This window comes from Pseudonocardia petroleophila, from assembly GCF_014235185.1.
Taxonomy (GTDB): Bacteria; Actinomycetota; Actinomycetes; order Mycobacteriales; family Pseudonocardiaceae; genus Pseudonocardia; species Pseudonocardia petroleophila.
Window position 1 is genome coordinate 3,684,400 of sequence record NZ_CP060131.1, and the last position, 15,193, is coordinate 3,699,592.

General features: G+C 71.6%; 14 protein-coding genes. 11 read left to right on the forward strand and 3 right to left on the reverse strand.

Features of this window, described 5'->3' with window-relative positions; all coding sequences use genetic code 11:
- Window positions 1–5: 5 nt before the first annotated feature.
- The 5 genes from H6H00_RS18415 (at window position 6) to H6H00_RS18435 (ending at window position 6,217) form a co-directional block, all read left to right on the forward strand.
- The gene (locus H6H00_RS18415) at window positions 6–1,316 is read left to right on the forward strand and encodes an MlaD family protein (protein WP_185722531.1); all 1,311 of its coding nucleotides are present in this window, start codon (window positions 6–8) and stop codon (window positions 1,314–1,316) included.
- Window positions 1,317–1,490: 174 nt separating this feature from the next.
- A complete protein-coding gene (locus tag H6H00_RS18420) occupies window positions 1,491–3,755 on the forward strand; it encodes an MMPL family transporter (protein ID WP_255425249.1) in 2,265 nt (754 codons plus the stop codon).
- Entirely contained in the window at window positions 3,755–5,206 is a 1,452-nt protein-coding gene (locus H6H00_RS18425; RefSeq protein ID WP_255425250.1) for a peptidylprolyl isomerase, read from the forward strand. The genes H6H00_RS18420 and H6H00_RS18425 overlap by 1 nt, the downstream gene beginning before the upstream one ends.
- Complete coding sequence (locus H6H00_RS18430) at window positions 5,203–5,424, forward strand: hypothetical protein (protein ID WP_185716988.1); 222 nt, start codon at window positions 5,203–5,205, stop codon at window positions 5,422–5,424. Before H6H00_RS18425 ends, H6H00_RS18430 begins: the two co-directional genes overlap by 4 nt.
- A 79-nt stretch (window positions 5,425–5,503) precedes the next feature.
- Window positions 5,504–6,217: a response regulator transcription factor gene (locus H6H00_RS18435; RefSeq protein ID WP_185716989.1), complete on the forward strand. Its 714-nt coding sequence runs from the start codon at window positions 5,504–5,506 to the stop codon at window positions 6,215–6,217.
- A gap of 21 nt (window positions 6,218–6,238) precedes the next feature.
- Here H6H00_RS18435 and H6H00_RS18440 read toward each other — a convergent pair whose 3' ends face one another.
- A complete protein-coding gene (locus H6H00_RS18440) occupies window positions 6,239–7,498 on the reverse strand; it encodes a sensor histidine kinase (RefSeq protein ID WP_185716990.1) in 1,260 nt (419 codons plus the stop codon).
- Window positions 7,488–7,943 (reverse strand): hypothetical protein, encoded by a 456-nt coding sequence (locus H6H00_RS18445; protein WP_185716991.1) that lies wholly within the window; start codon window positions 7,941–7,943, stop codon window positions 7,488–7,490. The genes H6H00_RS18440 and H6H00_RS18445 overlap by 11 nt, the downstream gene beginning before the upstream one ends.
- A gap of 153 nt (window positions 7,944–8,096) precedes the next feature.
- Between H6H00_RS18445 and H6H00_RS18450 the strand changes: the two genes are divergently transcribed.
- The 4 genes from H6H00_RS18450 (at window position 8,097) to H6H00_RS18465 (ending at window position 11,640) form a co-directional block, all read left to right on the forward strand.
- Window positions 8,097–9,203, forward strand: a complete 1,107-nt coding sequence (locus H6H00_RS18450; protein ID WP_185716992.1) for an NDMA-dependent alcohol dehydrogenase — start codon at window positions 8,097–8,099, stop codon at window positions 9,201–9,203.
- Window positions 9,204–9,246: 43 nt separating this feature from the next.
- Complete coding sequence (locus tag H6H00_RS18455; protein WP_185716993.1) at window positions 9,247–10,239, forward strand: R2-like ligand-binding oxidase; 993 nt, start codon at window positions 9,247–9,249, stop codon at window positions 10,237–10,239.
- 68 nt (window positions 10,240–10,307) lie between these two features.
- A complete protein-coding gene (gene fdxA / locus H6H00_RS18460; protein WP_185716994.1) occupies window positions 10,308–10,625 on the forward strand; it encodes a ferredoxin in 318 nt (105 codons plus the stop codon).
- 22 nt (window positions 10,626–10,647) lie between these two features.
- Window positions 10,648–11,640 carry an NAD(P)/FAD-dependent oxidoreductase gene (locus H6H00_RS18465; RefSeq protein ID WP_185716995.1) on the forward strand — a complete coding sequence of 331 codons (993 nt, stop codon included), beginning with the start codon at window positions 10,648–10,650 and terminating at the stop codon, window positions 11,638–11,640.
- A 142-nt stretch (window positions 11,641–11,782) separates the two neighbouring features.
- On the opposite strand, the gene H6H00_RS18470 is transcribed toward H6H00_RS18465, so the two are convergent.
- Window positions 11,783–12,391: a TetR/AcrR family transcriptional regulator gene (locus tag H6H00_RS18470; RefSeq protein ID WP_185716996.1), complete on the reverse strand. Its 609-nt coding sequence runs from the start codon at window positions 12,389–12,391 to the stop codon at window positions 11,783–11,785.
- A gap of 97 nt (window positions 12,392–12,488) precedes the next feature.
- Between H6H00_RS18470 and H6H00_RS18475 the strand changes: the two genes are divergently transcribed.
- Window positions 12,489–13,937 (forward strand): cytochrome P450, encoded by a 1,449-nt coding sequence (locus tag H6H00_RS18475; protein WP_185722533.1) that lies wholly within the window; start codon window positions 12,489–12,491, stop codon window positions 13,935–13,937.
- Entirely contained in the window at window positions 13,934–15,178 is a 1,245-nt protein-coding gene (locus tag H6H00_RS18480; protein WP_221775583.1) for a cytochrome P450, read from the forward strand. The genes H6H00_RS18475 and H6H00_RS18480 overlap by 4 nt, the downstream gene beginning before the upstream one ends.
- Window positions 15,179–15,193 lie beyond the last annotated feature (15 nt).

The following is a 15,193-nucleotide window of genomic DNA, read 5'->3' on the forward strand; positions in this document are numbered from 1 at the left end:
CGGACATGCGCATACCTCTGTTCATGGTGCCGATCCTGCGGACCCTCGTCGTCGCGGCATTCGTGGGTCTCTCGGCATTCATCTTCGGATTCCTCTGGCTCAACTCCGGCGGCACCATCCCCGGCATCTCGCAGGCCGGCTACCGCGTGTCGCTGGCGATGGACGACGTGGACAACCTGGTGCCGCAGTCCGACGTCCGGCAGGCCGGTGTCGTGATCGGCCGGGTGCAGACCGTCGAGGTGGAGGACGGCTCCGCGGTCGTCACCCTGGACCTCGACGACGGCGCCGGGCCGCTGCACGAGGGCGTCACGGTGACGATCCGCAACAAGACGCTGGTGGAGGAGTCCTATGCCGACGTCGCCGACGGCTCCGGCGCGGAGATCGCCAGGGACTCGATCCTGCCGCGCAGCGCCGCCCGGTCGAGCGTCCAGCTCGACGACGTGCTGACCAGCCTCGACCAGCCCACCCGGGACGCGCTGGGCCGTACCATCCGATCCGCGGCGGTGGTCACCGACGGGTCCCGCGAGGACATCGCCGACGCCGTGGCCGGGCTCGGCGCGCTGGGTCGTGAGGGCGGCAGCGCCCTCGACGCGCTGGCTGCCCAGTCGCAGGACCTCGTCGAGGTCACCGGCAACACGACCGCCCTGTTGCAGGCGCTCGACACCGGGCAGGGCCGGATCACCGGCCTGGTCCGCGACACCGACCGGATCACCCAGGTGGTGACCGACAACCGGACCGATCTCGAGGCCGTGCTGCGTGAGCTGCCGGGCGTGCTGGACACCGCGCAGAACGCCAGCGGCAGTCTGAAGACGCTCGCCGGCTCGCTGGCCCCGGTGGCGGCGAACCTGGAGGCCGCCGCGCCGGACCTGTCCGCTGCGCTGGCCGAACTGCCGGCGACATCGGCGGACCTCCGGGGTCTGCTGCCCTCGCTCGACACCACTCTCGAACGAGCCCCGGACACCCTGAGCCGGGTGGGCGGCTTCACCGACGTGACCCGGGATCTCATCCCGACGTTGCAGGTCAACCTGTCGGACCTGAACCCGGCTCTGGCCTACCTGCGCCCCTACGGCAAGGACACGGCGCTGTGGTTCGCCGGGCTGTCCCAGACCCTCGGAGTGTCGGCTGACGGGAACGGGACGGCGCTGCGCGCCTTCGTCGTCGTCAACGAGAAGTCGGTGAACCAGCCGCTGAACACCCAGTTCGGTCCGCTGGAGAAGTACAACCCGTACCCCGAGGCGGGCGGCAACTCCGACCCGCAGCGGTCCTTCGAAGGTGAGTACCCGCGGGTCGAGCGGGACCCCGTCCCGGAGAACTGACGGGAAAGACCCACCGACGATGGCCCGGGCACCCCCGGGCCATCGTCATCTGTGTGACGAGGAGGATGGCGCGATGACGGTGACGAGGCCGGCAGGGTGACAGGGCAAGGCGAGCAGGAGCCCGGAGGCGGCGCGACCGGCCGTCGCGGGTCGGGGCCATCGCTTCCTCGGCGGGTGGTGCGGATCGGATGGCGCCGGTGGGTGGCCGGGCTGCTGGTGGTGGGCCTGGTCGGCGCGGTGTTGCTGGGCCTGCTGAGACTCCGCGTCGACACCGGCGTGAACTCCGTCGTCGTGCCCGACGACCCCGCCGCCGTCGCGCTCACCGAGGTCGGGTCGTCGTTCGGCGGTGACCCCGTCGTGGTGCTGCTGGAGTCCGCACAGCCGCGGCAGCTGCTCTCCGGCGACGCGTTGCCCGCCCTGCTCAAGTTGGAGGGGCAGCTGGCCCGCACCCCGGACGTGGCCGCGGTCTACGGCCCGGCCACGGTGCTCAACCAGGTGGCCGGCCGGGCGCAGGAGCTACTCGCCGAGCTGTCGGGCTACCGCGACGGGGTGCGTGCGGCCGCGGCCGAGCGGGTCACCGCCGAGGGCGGGACCGACGCAGCGGCCCAGGCCGCCGCGGCGGCCGCCGTGGCCGAGTTCGACCAGCGCTACGGGACGCTCATCGTGCAGGGGCTGCCCGGCGGACTGCCCACGCTGCGCAACGACGAGTTCGTCAACTCGGTGATCTTCGGCGACGGCGGCGAGCCGCGCCCGCAGTGGAGATTCGTGGTGCCGGAGGCCTCAGCGGTCGCGGTGCTCGTCAGGCCCCGCCAGAATCTGGATCAGGCTGGCGTGGAACGACTGGTCGCCGACGTCCGGGGCGCGGTCACGGCGTCGGGCCTGGACACCGAGCGGGTCACCGTGTCCGGGGTCCCGGCCGTCGCGGCCGCACTGGGCGACCGGGTCCGCACCGAGGTCCCCTTGCTCGGGGGCATCGCCCTACTGGCGGTCGGGGCCTGGTTCCTCGCCGTACGCTGGACAGAGCGGCGACACCGGGTGCTGCCGCTGGCGGCCACCGCGGTGGGCACCGTGATCACCCTGGGGATCTTCGGCTGGGTCGACCGCCCGCTGTCGTTGGGGGTCATCGCCTTCCTGCCGGTACTGATCGGCGTCGGAAGCGACTTCACCACCTACCTCACCACCGGTGCGTCGCGCCGACTGGTGCTGGTCGTCGGAGCGGCCACGGCCGCGAGCTTCGGAGCCCTGGCGGTCAGCCCGATCCCGACCGTGCGTGATCTCGGGGTCACGCTCGCCGTGGGCATCTCCGTCGCCGTAATCACCGGCGTGGCGGTGACCTGGCGGCGGTCGGTCCCCGCCGCGGCGGAGCCGGAACCGGCGCACACGCCGGCGCCGCGGGGCTCAATGCGGACCCGGATCGTCGCCGGAGCCGCCGCCGTGGTGCTCGCCGGGGCGGGCTGGTTCGCACTCGCCGATCTGCCCTTGCGCGCGGACCTGCAGAGTTTCGCCGGAGGCCTGTCCGTCGTCGACGACGCCGAGCACGTCGAGGACCTGCTCGGGTCGAGCGGGGAGTTCACGATCCTGCTGTCCGGCGGTGGAGCGGCGACCCCGGAGGCCCTGGAGTGGATGCGTGCCGCCGAGGAGGCGGTGATCACCGTCGAGGGGGACCGGCTGCGGCCGATCATCTCGCCGCCTGGCCTGCTGGGCTTTCTCGGCGAGACACCGACCGACGGCCAGCTCACCTCGGCGCTGCGGCTACTGCCGCGTTACCTGACCGGTAGCGTGATCAACTCGGATCGCTCGCTCGCAGTCATCACCTTCGGAACCCGGCTCGACGATGCGGAGCAGTTGCTGGACCTGCGGGAGTCCGTGCGTTCGGTGCTCCCGCCGCCTCCAGCGGGCATGCAGGTCGAGCTGACCGGCCTGCCGATGGTGGCCGTGGGGTCCTACGAGACGATCTCCGCGGACCGGTACCTGGCGAACGTGCTGGGAATCGTCGTCGCCGGGCTGGTCCTCGCGCTCGGTCTGCGAAAGCGCTCCGACGCTGCGCTCGCCGTGATCGCAGCCGCGCTGGCGACCGGATGGGGCCTGGCGGCGGTATGGGTCGCCGGAATCGGGCTGACACCGGTCACGATCGCGATCGGGTCGCTCACCGCGGCCGTCGGCTGCGAGTTCACGGTGCTGGCCGCGGAGGCGGCGCGGCGCAACGACCGATCGCTGCACCGCGCGGTGCTGCTCGCGGCCGCCGCGTCGGCCACCGGCTACGCCGTCCTGATGTTCTCCAAGTTGTCGGTGGTGGCCCAGTTCGGGCTGCTGCTCGCGGTGTCGGTGGGTGTCGCGATGGGTTCGGCGGTGTTCGTCGTATGGCTGGCCCGCATCTCGGGGCCGGCCGAGCCGTTGAACACCGTGGACCGTGACCGCCGTCTCGTGGGAGTGAAGTGATGAGCCAGCAGGGCGCGGAAGACGTCGACGTCACAGGAGTGCGGACACCGGATGCGGACGCCACGCCGGAGTCACCGGCGGCCGAGGGGAACAGCTCATCAGGCTCGCCCGAGGTGGCGGGCGAGGGCGGGCCGGCACCGGATGGCGGCGACGACGCCGAACCGGCGCCGGGCGGTACCGCAGACGGTGACGATCCCGCCCTCGACGCCGGCGAGTCCGATGGCGCCGAGCCGCCCGCCCGCACGGGGAGCGCCGGCCCCGGCGAGGCGGAGGACAGCGAGTCTGCGGAGGACAGCGAGTCTGCGGAGGACAGCGAGTCTGCGGAGGACAGCGAGTCTGCGGAGGACAGCGAGTCTGCGGAGGACAGCGAGTCTGCGGACCGCACGGGGACCGGGCCGCATCGGCGCGGGCTCCGGCTGCCCACCACATGGGCCGGTCGCGCGGTCGCCGCTGCCGTGGTCCTGGCTCTCGTGGCCGCCGGTGCGAGCGCGGTGTGGTGGCAGGCTTCCGCGTTGCCCGCCGATGCCGCATACCGGCTCGACGGCCGCACCGTCACCGTCGAACAGCTCGACGAGCGGATCGTCGCGCTCCAGGCGCTCTACGGAGTGCAGGCCCCCGAGGACCCCGCGGCCGCGGACGGTTTCCGGCGGGACGTGGCCAAGTCGGTCGTGCTCAGCGACATCCTCGACCGCGAGGCACTGGCGCGTGGGCTGATCGTCGCCGACAAGCAGGTCGCCGACACTCGCGACCGCTACATCGAGGAACAGTTCGGCCCCGGCGGCCGGGACGCGTTCGTGCGGGCGCTGGGCAACGTCGGCACCTCGGAGCAGGCGGTACTCGACGAGATCCGGCGGCAGATGACGGTCGGGCTGCTGATGCAGGACGTCGTCGGCCCGATCACCGTGACCGACGAGGAGTTGCGCGCCGCCTACGCCGAGCGGCAGAACACCCTCGGCACCCCCGAACGACGGACGCTGCGCAACATCGTCGTGGAGTCCGAGGAGCAGGCCCGCGCCGCCGCCGACGAGATCCGCGGTGGAGTCGCGTTCGAGCAGGTGGCCGCCGACCGCAGCCGGGACGAGAGCACTCGTGGCGCAGGCGGGCTGCTGGGCGACCTCGCGCGAGACGAGCTGGAGGGGCCGGTGGGCGACGCGGCGTTCGCGGTGGCGCCCGGCGAGCTGTACGGGCCGGTGCAGGGCCAGTTCGGGTGGAACGTCGGGCGGGTGGATGCGCTGACCCCCTTCGTCCCCGCCTCCTTCGAGCAGGTCGCCGACGGGCTGCGGCAGGCCCTGGAGATCGAGCGCAGCCTGGCGATCTGGCAGGACTGGATCGCCCAGCAGGTGCGGGACGCCGACGTGGTCTACGCCGACGACTTCCGCCCGGCCGATCCCGACGCCGCGCCGACGTTCGGGTCGCCGACGCCCGCCGACGGCACGGAGGTGCCACGGTGAGTGTTGTGATCGTCAACCTGGTGGGGACGGTGGTGCTGGGGGCCGCCGTGCTCCTGGTCGGGGTGTGGGGGCGGCGCAACGCCGCGAGCCTGCTGCCGCTGACGTTGACCACCGAGGACCGCCGGCGCAGGGTTGTCGTGTACCGCCGAGGGGCGCTGGCCTGCCAGGTCGCCGGGGTACTCCTGATCTCCGTCGGTGTCATCTCCACCCTGTTGTGAGCGAACCGTGCGTGACGCGCGGGCGAACACCCACCGAGCCGTCTGCCGCGGCCGTCGGACGGCCCGAAGGGAGACGGCGGTGATCAGACCGGCGCAGCGCCAGGCGACGGACCCCGCCCGGATGTATTTCGAGGAGGGTCGGCTCACCGCGGTACTGGTCGATGACCACGAACTCGTGTTGGAGGGGCTGCAGCGGGCGCTCGCCCGGGACGCCATCGATGTCGTCGGCGCTTTTCTCGACGGGGACGGCGCACTGGAGTTCCTGGCCGGTGAGATGGCCGCGCACACCCGGCTCGACCTGGTCGTCGTCGATCTCCGGCTGGGCGGTCGCTCCGGGATCGGTCTGGTCGAGGACGTGATCCGGCTGCGTCCGGACGTCCGGATCGCGATGCTGACCAGTTTCGAGGACCGGGTCGCGGCGGTGGCCGCGGTGCAGGCCGGCGCGAAGGGCTTCTTCCTCAAGGACTCCTCGTGCGGCGAGCTGTCCGCGGGGCTGCGGCGGGTCGCCGAGGGACATCTCGTGATCGACTCGCGACTGGCCCAGGCGGTCCTCGGCGGCGACCCGAACTTCCGGTTCACCGAGCACGAGCTCTCGATCGTGGCGCTGGTCGCCGACGGCATGACCAACCGGCAGATCGGGGAGGAAATGCACCTGTCGTCCTACACGGTCAAGGAGTACCTCTCGCGGGTGATGCGCAAGCTCGGCACGGCGACCCGCGCGGAGACCGTGGTGCGGGCGGTCCGCGAGGGTCTGCTGCCCGAGAAGTACCCGGGACAGAACTGGGAGGACTGAACCGGCGGCGGCCGCGTGTCACTATCCCCGCACGGGCAGGACGAGCCGAGCGATAAGTCCGCCCCCAGAACGTGCGGACAGGGTCAGCGTCCCGCCCATCGACGTCGTCAGCTCGCTGACGATCCACAACCCCAGACCCGCGGTTCCCCGCCTGTCTCCGAGACTCACGTACTTCTGCGTGACCTGGCCGAGCTGATCAGCCGAGAGGCCGGGCCCACGGTCGCGGATCTCCACGACCAGGTCGTCGCGATCCCGGGCGAGGTACACCTCAACCGGTTGGCTCCCGCTGTACCGGGCGGCGTTCCCGGCCAGGTTGCCGATCACGCGGTGCAGCCGCTGCGGGTCGCACCTCACCATGGCGTCGGGGGGGCGGACGACGATCGAGCGGCGTTCCTCGGTCAGGCCCGCGCCGGCGAGAGCGGTCACGGCGAGATCCTGCAGGCGGACGGACCGCTCACGGGCCCTGCCGACCGCCCCACCCCCGGTCAAGGCCACCTCAGCCAGCCCGTCGAGCATGTCCTGCAGGTGCTCGGCGGTCGCGGCGATCAGGTCCAGCGTCGGATCGGGTCCCGGCCGGGTGGCGGCCCGGGCGAGCGCGGTGAGCGAGGACACCGGCGCGCGGAACTCGTGCAGGATCACGCGCAGCCCGTCGAGCCGCGCCTGCTGGGAGTCGAGCAGCCTGCTGCGCAGGTCGCGTTCCTCGGCCAGTGCCTGGTGCTCGGCGATCACCTCGGCGCGGGATTCGGCCACCACGCGGTACTGCCGGTCGAGTCGCCGCACGAACACCCCGGTCAGGGTGGCCACCGCCGCCAGGTAGAAGGTCCACCACAGTCCCGCCGAGACCTGTGTGGCGAACGTCGTCGTGGCCGGGCTGCCGACGACGCAGGCTCCGGTGTACGCGCCGCCCACGAGCAGCGCGAACAGCTCGCCTCGCCGGCTCTCGGTGCGCAGGCTGTTGGCGATGACCACGAGGGGGAGCACCGCGACCGCGAGGCTCACCGCACCGCCGGTCAACGCGGTGGCGAGCAGCGCGAGAACGGCGTCGGTACCCGAGACCACGATCGGCCTCGGTCCGCTCCCGCGGGCCAGCCGGGCGGCGGCGAGCAGCAGCGCGTAGACCGCGGCGACGGCGACCACGGCGAACACGGCGACCAGCGGCGCGCGCACCGCCGGATCGGTCTGCACGGCCAGCACTGCCAGGGTCGCCACCACGCCGATGCGGACCGCGATGACGATCAGGTCGTCCGGGCGGGATCGGGCGGTGTCGCGGTCAGCGAGCATCCGGCACGGCGAGGAAGCGGTGCGAACTCGGCAGAACCGTCGCGAACGCGCCGAGCGTCACCAGGACGAACGCGGCAACGGCATGCCAGGTCCCGCCCACGGCGAAGACCACTGCGACGAACAGCCCGAGCCCGACGAGGACGAACCGGGCCCATCCGCGACCGGACAGCAGGGCAGCGGTCAGCACCACCGTCGACACCGCGGCCAGGATCGCGATCACCGCGGTCGAGGCGACTGCGGGCGGACCACTCACGGCGTCGGGACCCAGCTGCGTGGCGACCCGGTCGGCCTCCGAGTCGACGCTGTTCGCGGCGAGTGAGTCGGCTGCGGCGTAGAGCTCGACGAGTGCGAGTCCGATCCACGCCACAGCGGCGGACCAGAGGGCTCCGGGGATCCGCATGGCGCCCCGGGAGCGGTGCGGGACGGGCCCGCTGGACGATGACATGGCGAAGATCGTAGCGGCCCGCGCGGTTCGTGCGCTGCCGTCGACGCCGCTCGCGGTGGCCCCCTCGGGCCAGCGTTGGCGCGGCCGGCCCGGTGACGCACCGGAAGATCGTTGTGACTATGTGCACAGCATCTCGATGGTGAGGAGTAGTCAATGAAGACCAAGGCAGCAGTGCTCTGGGGCTTGGGCCAGAAGTGGGAGGTCGAGGAGATCGACCTCGATCCGCCCGGTCCCGGCGAGGTCCTGGTCAAGCTGACCGCGAGCGGCCTGTGCCACTCCGACGAGCACCTCGTGACCGGTGACCTCCCGTTCCCGCTGCCCGTGGTGGGCGGGCACGAAGGAGCGGGCACGGTAGTCGAGCTGGGGGCCGGAGTCGAGGACCTGGACGTCGACGACTCGGTCGTCCTGACGTTCCTGCCGTCCTGCGGACGATGCTCGTACTGCGCCCGCGGCATGACGAACCTGTGCGACCTCGGCGGCGCCGTCATGATGGGCCCGCAGCTCGACGGCGGCTACCGCTTCCACGCCCGCGGCGAGGACATCGGCCAGATGTGCCTGCTCGGCACGTTCTCCGAGTACACCGTCGTGCCGGTCGCCTCCATCGTGAAGGTGGACCAGGGCACGTCGCTGGACAAGGCCGCGCTGATCGGGTGCGGCGTCACCACCGGCTACGGCAGCGCGGTGCGCTCGGCCGAGGTACGGGCGGGCGACACGGTCGTCGTGCTCGGGGCCGGCGGCATCGGCATGAACGCCATCCAGGGTGCGCGCATCGCGGGTGCCCGGTACATCGTCGCGGTCGACCCGGTGGAGTACAAGCGCCAGCGGGCCGTCGAGTTCGGTGCCACGCACGTCGCCGAGTCCGCCGACTCCGCGTGGGAGATCGTGAGCGGCCTCACCCGCGGTCAGCTCGCCGACGCCTGCATCGTGACGACCGGTGTCGCCGAAGGAGCGGAGACCGGCGCGGCGCTGGCCCTCGTGGGCAAGCGCGGCCGGGTGGTCATCACCGCGATCGGGCACCCGGAGGAGTCGACGATCACCGCGTCGCTGCTGGAGATGACCCTCTACGAGAAGACGATCAAGGGTGCGCTCTACGGGTCGTCCAACGCCCAGCACGACATCCCCCGGCTGCTGGAGCTCTACAACACCGGCCAGCTCAAGCTCGACGAGCTGATCACGCGCGAGTACCGCCTGGAGGAGATCAACCAGGGCTACGACGACATGCGCGCGGGGCTCAACATCCGCGGCCTCATCCGCTACTGACCGCACCCGAACCGACACACCGCCACGACGAAGGAGACCGGACATGGCCATCGACCGGATCATCGAGCACACCAAGCGCAACGGCTGGGGCAGCCTGTCCCACGACGGTCTCCGCATGGAGTCGTTCTCGATGCGCCTGTTCCGCAAGGGCAACAAGAAGTTCTGGAACCCCGAGGACATCGACTTCTCGCAGGACAAAGCCGACTTCGAGGCGATGACCGAGGACGAGCAGCGGATGACGCTGGTCCTGGCCTCGCAGTTCATGGCCGGTGAGGAGTCCGTGACCCAGGACATGCAGCCCTTCGCACACGCGATGGCAGCCGAGGGCCGGCTCGCCGACGAGGCGTACATCACGCAGTTCGTCTTCGAGGAGGCCAAGCACATGCAGGCCTTCCGGCTGTGGTTCGACGCGATCGGGCAGAGCGCCGACCTGCACAGCCACGTCGAGTACAGCACGGCCTACGACACGATCTTCAAGCAGGAACTGCCGAAGTCGATGTACGCCCTGATGACGGACCCGACCCCGGCCAACCAGGTCCGGGCCTCGGTCACCTACAACCACGTCGTCGAGGGCACCCTGGCGCTCACCGGCTACTACGCCTGGGCGAAGGTGTGTGCGAGCCGGGACATCCTGCCCGGGATGCAACGGCTGGTGAAGCTCATCGGCGACGACGAGCGTCGCCACATGGCCTGGGGCACCTTCACCTGCCGTCGCCATGTCGCGGCCGACGACAAGAACTGGGATGTGGTCGACGAGCGCATGCAGGAGCTCCTGCCGCCCGCCCTGCAGCTCATCGTCGCCCTGTTCGACCAGTTCGAGCTGGAAGGCAAGACGACCCCGTTCGGCATCTCCATCGACGAGATGAGCGACTACGCGCTGGACAAGGTGAACCGGCGGATGGAGTCCATCGAGAGCGCGCGCGGCCGCGACGTCTACGAGATCGACGAGGACTACTCGCCGATGGAGATGGAAGACCACTTCGGCGACGCGGACGAGCGCGAGATCACGGCCGCGCTGGTCGGCGCGAACGTCTGACGACGTCGGCGCCGGGCGCAGTCCACGCGGCGCGCCCGGCGCCGTCCCCCTACCCCCGAGGAGTTCCCGTGGCATTCGTGATCGGCCCGTCGTGCGTCGACGTCATGGACAAGTCGTGCATCGAGGAGTGTCCGGTCGACTGCATCTACGAGGGTGGCCGGATGCTCTACATCCACCCCACGGAATGCATCGACTGCGCTGCCTGCGAACCGGTGTGCCCGGTCGAGGCGATCGTCCCGGCCCAGAAGGTCACGGCGGAGTGGAAGCCCTTCCAGGAGTCCGCGAAGGCGATGTTCGACGAGGTGGGATCGCCCGGCGGCTCCTCCAACGTCGATGTGCTGACCGACACCAGCTTCGTCGCCGGATTCGAGAAGGACGAGGACTGAGGTCCGCGAAGGAGCCACCACCATGCCCGACGACATCGACGTCGACCTGCTGTTGATCGGGGCCGGCCCGGCCGGCCTGTACGGCGCCTACTACGCGGGCTTCCGGGGGCTTCGCACCGCGGTACTCGACGCCCAGCCGCAGCTCGGTGGCCAGGTCAGCGCGATCTACCCCGAGAAGAACATCTACGACATCGCGGGCCTGCCCGCCGTCCAGGGACAGCAGCTGGTCGACGGCCTCGCGAGCCAGGCCGCGCAGTTCGACCCGACCTACGTGCTGGGCGAGCAGGCGGTGGAGCTGGAGCGCTCCGGGCAGCGGTGGACGGTCCGCACGGCCACCGGACGGCGGATCCGCGCCGGGGCGATCGTGATCACCAGCGGGGTGGGCACCGTGACCCCGCGGCCGCTGCCGTGCTCGGCGGAGGGCTTCCTCGACCGCGGGCTGCGCTACTTCGTGCCCCAGCTCGACGTGCTCGACGGCAAGGACGTGGTGGTCGTGGGCGGCGGCGACTCGGCGGTGGACTGGGCACTCGCGGCGTTGCCGCGCGCCACCTCCGTCACCCTGGTGCACCGCCGCACGCAGTTCCGCGCACACGAGCACTCCGTGCAGCTGCTCCGGGACAGCTCCTGCCGGTTGATCCTCGACGCCACGGTGAACGCGGTGCGGGGCAACGGCGCCGTCGACGGGATCGAGGTCCAGGCCAAGGGCGGGGAGCCGGAGGTGATCCGGGCCCAGGTAGTCGTCGCGGCACTGGGCTTCCTGATGAACCTCGGGCCGATCAAGGACTGGGGACTGGAGCTGGAGGGCCGGTCGATCAGAGTCGACACCAGCATGCGCACCAACCTGCCCGGCGTCTATGCAGCAGGCGACGTCACCACCTATCCCGGCAAGGTCAAGTTGATCGCGGTCGGGTTCGGCGAGGTGGCCACCGCGGTCAACAACGCCGCGGTCGATCTCGACCCCGACGCCTCGCTCGCTCCAGGTCACTCCAGCGACGCGGTCCCCGCGGCGGTCTGACGGGCAGGTCATACGTCCCGGCCAACCATGGCCGGGGGACGGGACGGATCCACCCTGCCCCACGCACAGCGGTCGCGCTCCGTGTCGCGGGCCCGCTCTCGCCCGGGGCACTGAGCAGGCGGAGCTGGCAGGTCGGCTTCGGTTACGTGGCCGCGGAGGGCTCCGGTTGATCCTGGCCGAGGAAGCGGGTCACCACGGTCGCGATCTGCTCGGCCACCGCCGAAGCGTCGTGCAGCGGGGACACGACGTGGCTGATGGCGAGCCGGGTGGCCACCTCGGACGCGGTGGCGACGTCGCGCGGGTCGAGGTCGGGCCAGCGTCGCAGCAGGAAGGTGCTCGCCCGGTCACGCGCCGCCTGCACGATCGGCTCGCTCTGCGTGGTGAGCAGGGGGAGGAGCTCCTCACTGCCGCGGCCGGTGAGGATGGCGCGAAGCAGGGGGTCGTCGCTCGCTCGCCGGACCGTCATCCGCACGGCCGCGACCCAGGCCGTGTAGAGGTCCCGCTCGCCGCCCAGGGCCGCCTCCACGCTGTCGAGGAACTGTTCGGTCAGCCGGAGGACCAGGGCGGCGGCCAGCCCTTGTTTGCTGGAGAACTCGTTGTAGAGCGTCTGCCTGCTGATCCCGACCCGGTCGGCGACGTCCTGCAGCCGTAGGCCCCGCCACCCACCGGTGACGAGGAGGCGGGCGGCGACGTCGAGGGCCTCGTCGCGCATGAGTCGGTGGGTCCGCTCGGCGAGGGAACGGGTGACCATGGATCCAGTTTCGACGCTAGAGCCCGCTACGTCAATCTATTGGACACGTTGGCATTCTGCGTCTACCGTCGTGGTACTCACTCGTTCGGAGGTACTCATGGTCCCGCAGATGGTCCGGGCGGCTCGCGAGCGGCTGTCCACGGTGTTGCTGGCGCCGTTGCCGGCTTCCGTCGATGCCGCAGTGCTGCGCGGTGCGGCCCGAGGTCGCGCGGTCGATCTCGCGACCGCGCCGCCCGGCTTGGCGGCCGTTCCCGGTGACCAGGGACTGCCGGTGCTCGGGCGCACGCTCGAGTACATCCGGTACGGCAGTGACTTCACCCGTGCCCGGCACGCCCATTACGGGCCGGTGTCCTGGGCCGGATTCCTGGGCGAGCGCGTGGTGATGGCCGCCGGCCCCGACGCCACCCGTGCGGTGCTGACCAACGCGGACAAGGCCTACTCGCAGGACGGGTGGCGCTACCTGATCGACCGGTTCTTCGGGCGTGGACTGATGCTGCTCGACTTCGACGAGCACCGCGCGCACCGCCGCGTCATGCAGCAGGCCTTCACCGCCGACCGGCTCGCCGGCTACGTCGACCAGACGATTCCGTGCGCCCGCGACACCGTTCCGACCTGGCCCACCGACCGGCCGGTCCGGATCTACCCCGAGCTCAAGCGCCTGACCCTCGACGTCGCGACCAGGGTCTTCATGGACGAGCGCACGGGGCCGGAGACCGAGCGGATCAACCGGGCGTTCGTCGACTGCGTACGCGCGGCGAGCGCTCTGGTGAAGTGGGACGTGCCCGGCACCCGCTGGCGCGCGGGGTTGCGTGGCCGGGCGGTCCTGGAGACCTACTTCGCGGAGAACCTGCCGGGCAAGCGCGCGCAACCGGGGCACGATCTGTTCTCGGCGTTGTGCCAGGCCCGTACACCGGACGGGGAGGCATTCAGCGACACCGACGTCATCAACCACATGATCTTCCTGATGATGGCGGCGCACGACACCTCCACCATCACCAGCGCTGCCGCGGCCTACTACCTCGCGGCGAACCCGCAGTGGCAGGAACGGGCGCGCGAGGAGTCACTCGCCCTGGGTGACGCGCCCCTGGACATGGCCGCCCTGCGCACCTTGCGCACGCTCGATCTGGTGGTCAAGGAGTCGCTGCGGCTCGTCGCCCCCGTCCCGGTCGTCATGCGCCGCACGGTCACCGACACCGCCCTGCTGGGCCACCACATCCCCAGGGGCACGCTGGTACTGGTCGCCGGAGCGGTGAACCACTTCGACCCCGGCTGCTGGACCGACCCCGACACCTTCGACCCGGACAGGTTCGCCGAGCCCCGCCACGAGGACAGGTCGCATCGCGACGCCTGGATCCCGTTCGGGGGTGGCGTGCACAAGTGCATCGGGATGGCGTTCGGGACCCTGGAGGTCACCGCGATCCTGCACGAGATGCTGCGGACGTATCGGTGGAGCGTCGAGCCCGGGTACCGACCCCGCTGGGACAACACCTCGCTGCCCGTCCCGGCCGACGGGCTCCCGGTGCGCCTGACCCGGCTCGCCGCGTGATCGCACAGGGGCTCGCGGGGGCCGACCCGGACGCGGAGCGGACGCTGGTGGAGGTGCTGCTCACCGACCACGGGGCCCCCGGCCCGTACGCCGGGTACCGGCGCCTGCGCGAACGGGCACCGCGGCTGCGGACCGCCGCCGGTCTGCTCGTGCTCAGCGGGTACCGCGACTGCGAGGCGGCGCTGCGCAACCGGGCGCTGGGCAAGATGGACGAGTCGCTGGGCTTCCAACTCGCCGCCGTGCCCGAAGACCTGCGTCGAGAGGCTCTGCGCCGGTTCCGCCGCACCATGCTGTTCCGCAACCCGCCCGACCACACCCGGCTGCGGCGGCTGGTGTCGTCGGTGTTCACCCCCCGGCACGTCGAGGCGCTGCGCCCGGCGGTGGTGCGGCGGATCGACGCGCTGCTCGACGGGTTCGCCGGGCGTGACGTCGTCGACGTCGTCACCGAGCTGGCCCTGCCGTTGCCGGTCGGGGTGATCGGCGACCTGCTGGGTGTCCCGGACGTCGACCTCGCGGTCGCCGCGCCGTGGGTGCGGCACCTGGTCGCCCCGCTGGAGCCCAGCGCCGACATCGCTGCGGTGCAGGCCGCGGTCCGCGCCGAGGATCAGCTCGCCGCCTACGTCGCCGACCTGCTGGCCGAGAAGCGGCGCTGCCCGGGCGACGACCTGCTCAGCCGGCTCGCCACCGCGCGCGGCGAGGACCAGCTCGACGACGACGAGTGCGTCGGAACCGCGATCCTGCTGTTCGCGGCGGGCTTCGAGACCACGACCAACCTGATCGGCAACGGCCTGACGGCGTTGCTCGGGGCACCGGCGCAGGCCGCCCTGCTGCGTGAGCGTCCCGGCCTGGCCGGGTCCGCCGTGGAGGAGATGCTGCGGTTCGACGCCCCGGTGCAGACCGACGGCCGGACGGCACTGGTCGACACTTCGGTCGCGGACATCGAGGTCGCGGCAGGCCAGGTCGTCCTGATGCTGCTCGGCGCCGGCAACCGTGACCCGGCGGTCTACACCGATCCGGAATCCCTGCACATCACCCGCCGTCAGGCCGCGCCCCTCTCGTTCGGCGGCGGCCTGCACTTCTGCCTGGGTGCACCGCTGGCCCGCTTGGAGGCGGTCGAGCTGTTCCCCCGCCTGTTGGCCCGGTTCCCCGAGCTGGCCGCCGCCGGCACCGGGACCTGGCGTCCCGGCCTGTCGTTCCGCGGCCTCGCCCGCCTTCCCGTCGCGCCGGGCCGTCCGGCCTGACGTCCGATCCAGACC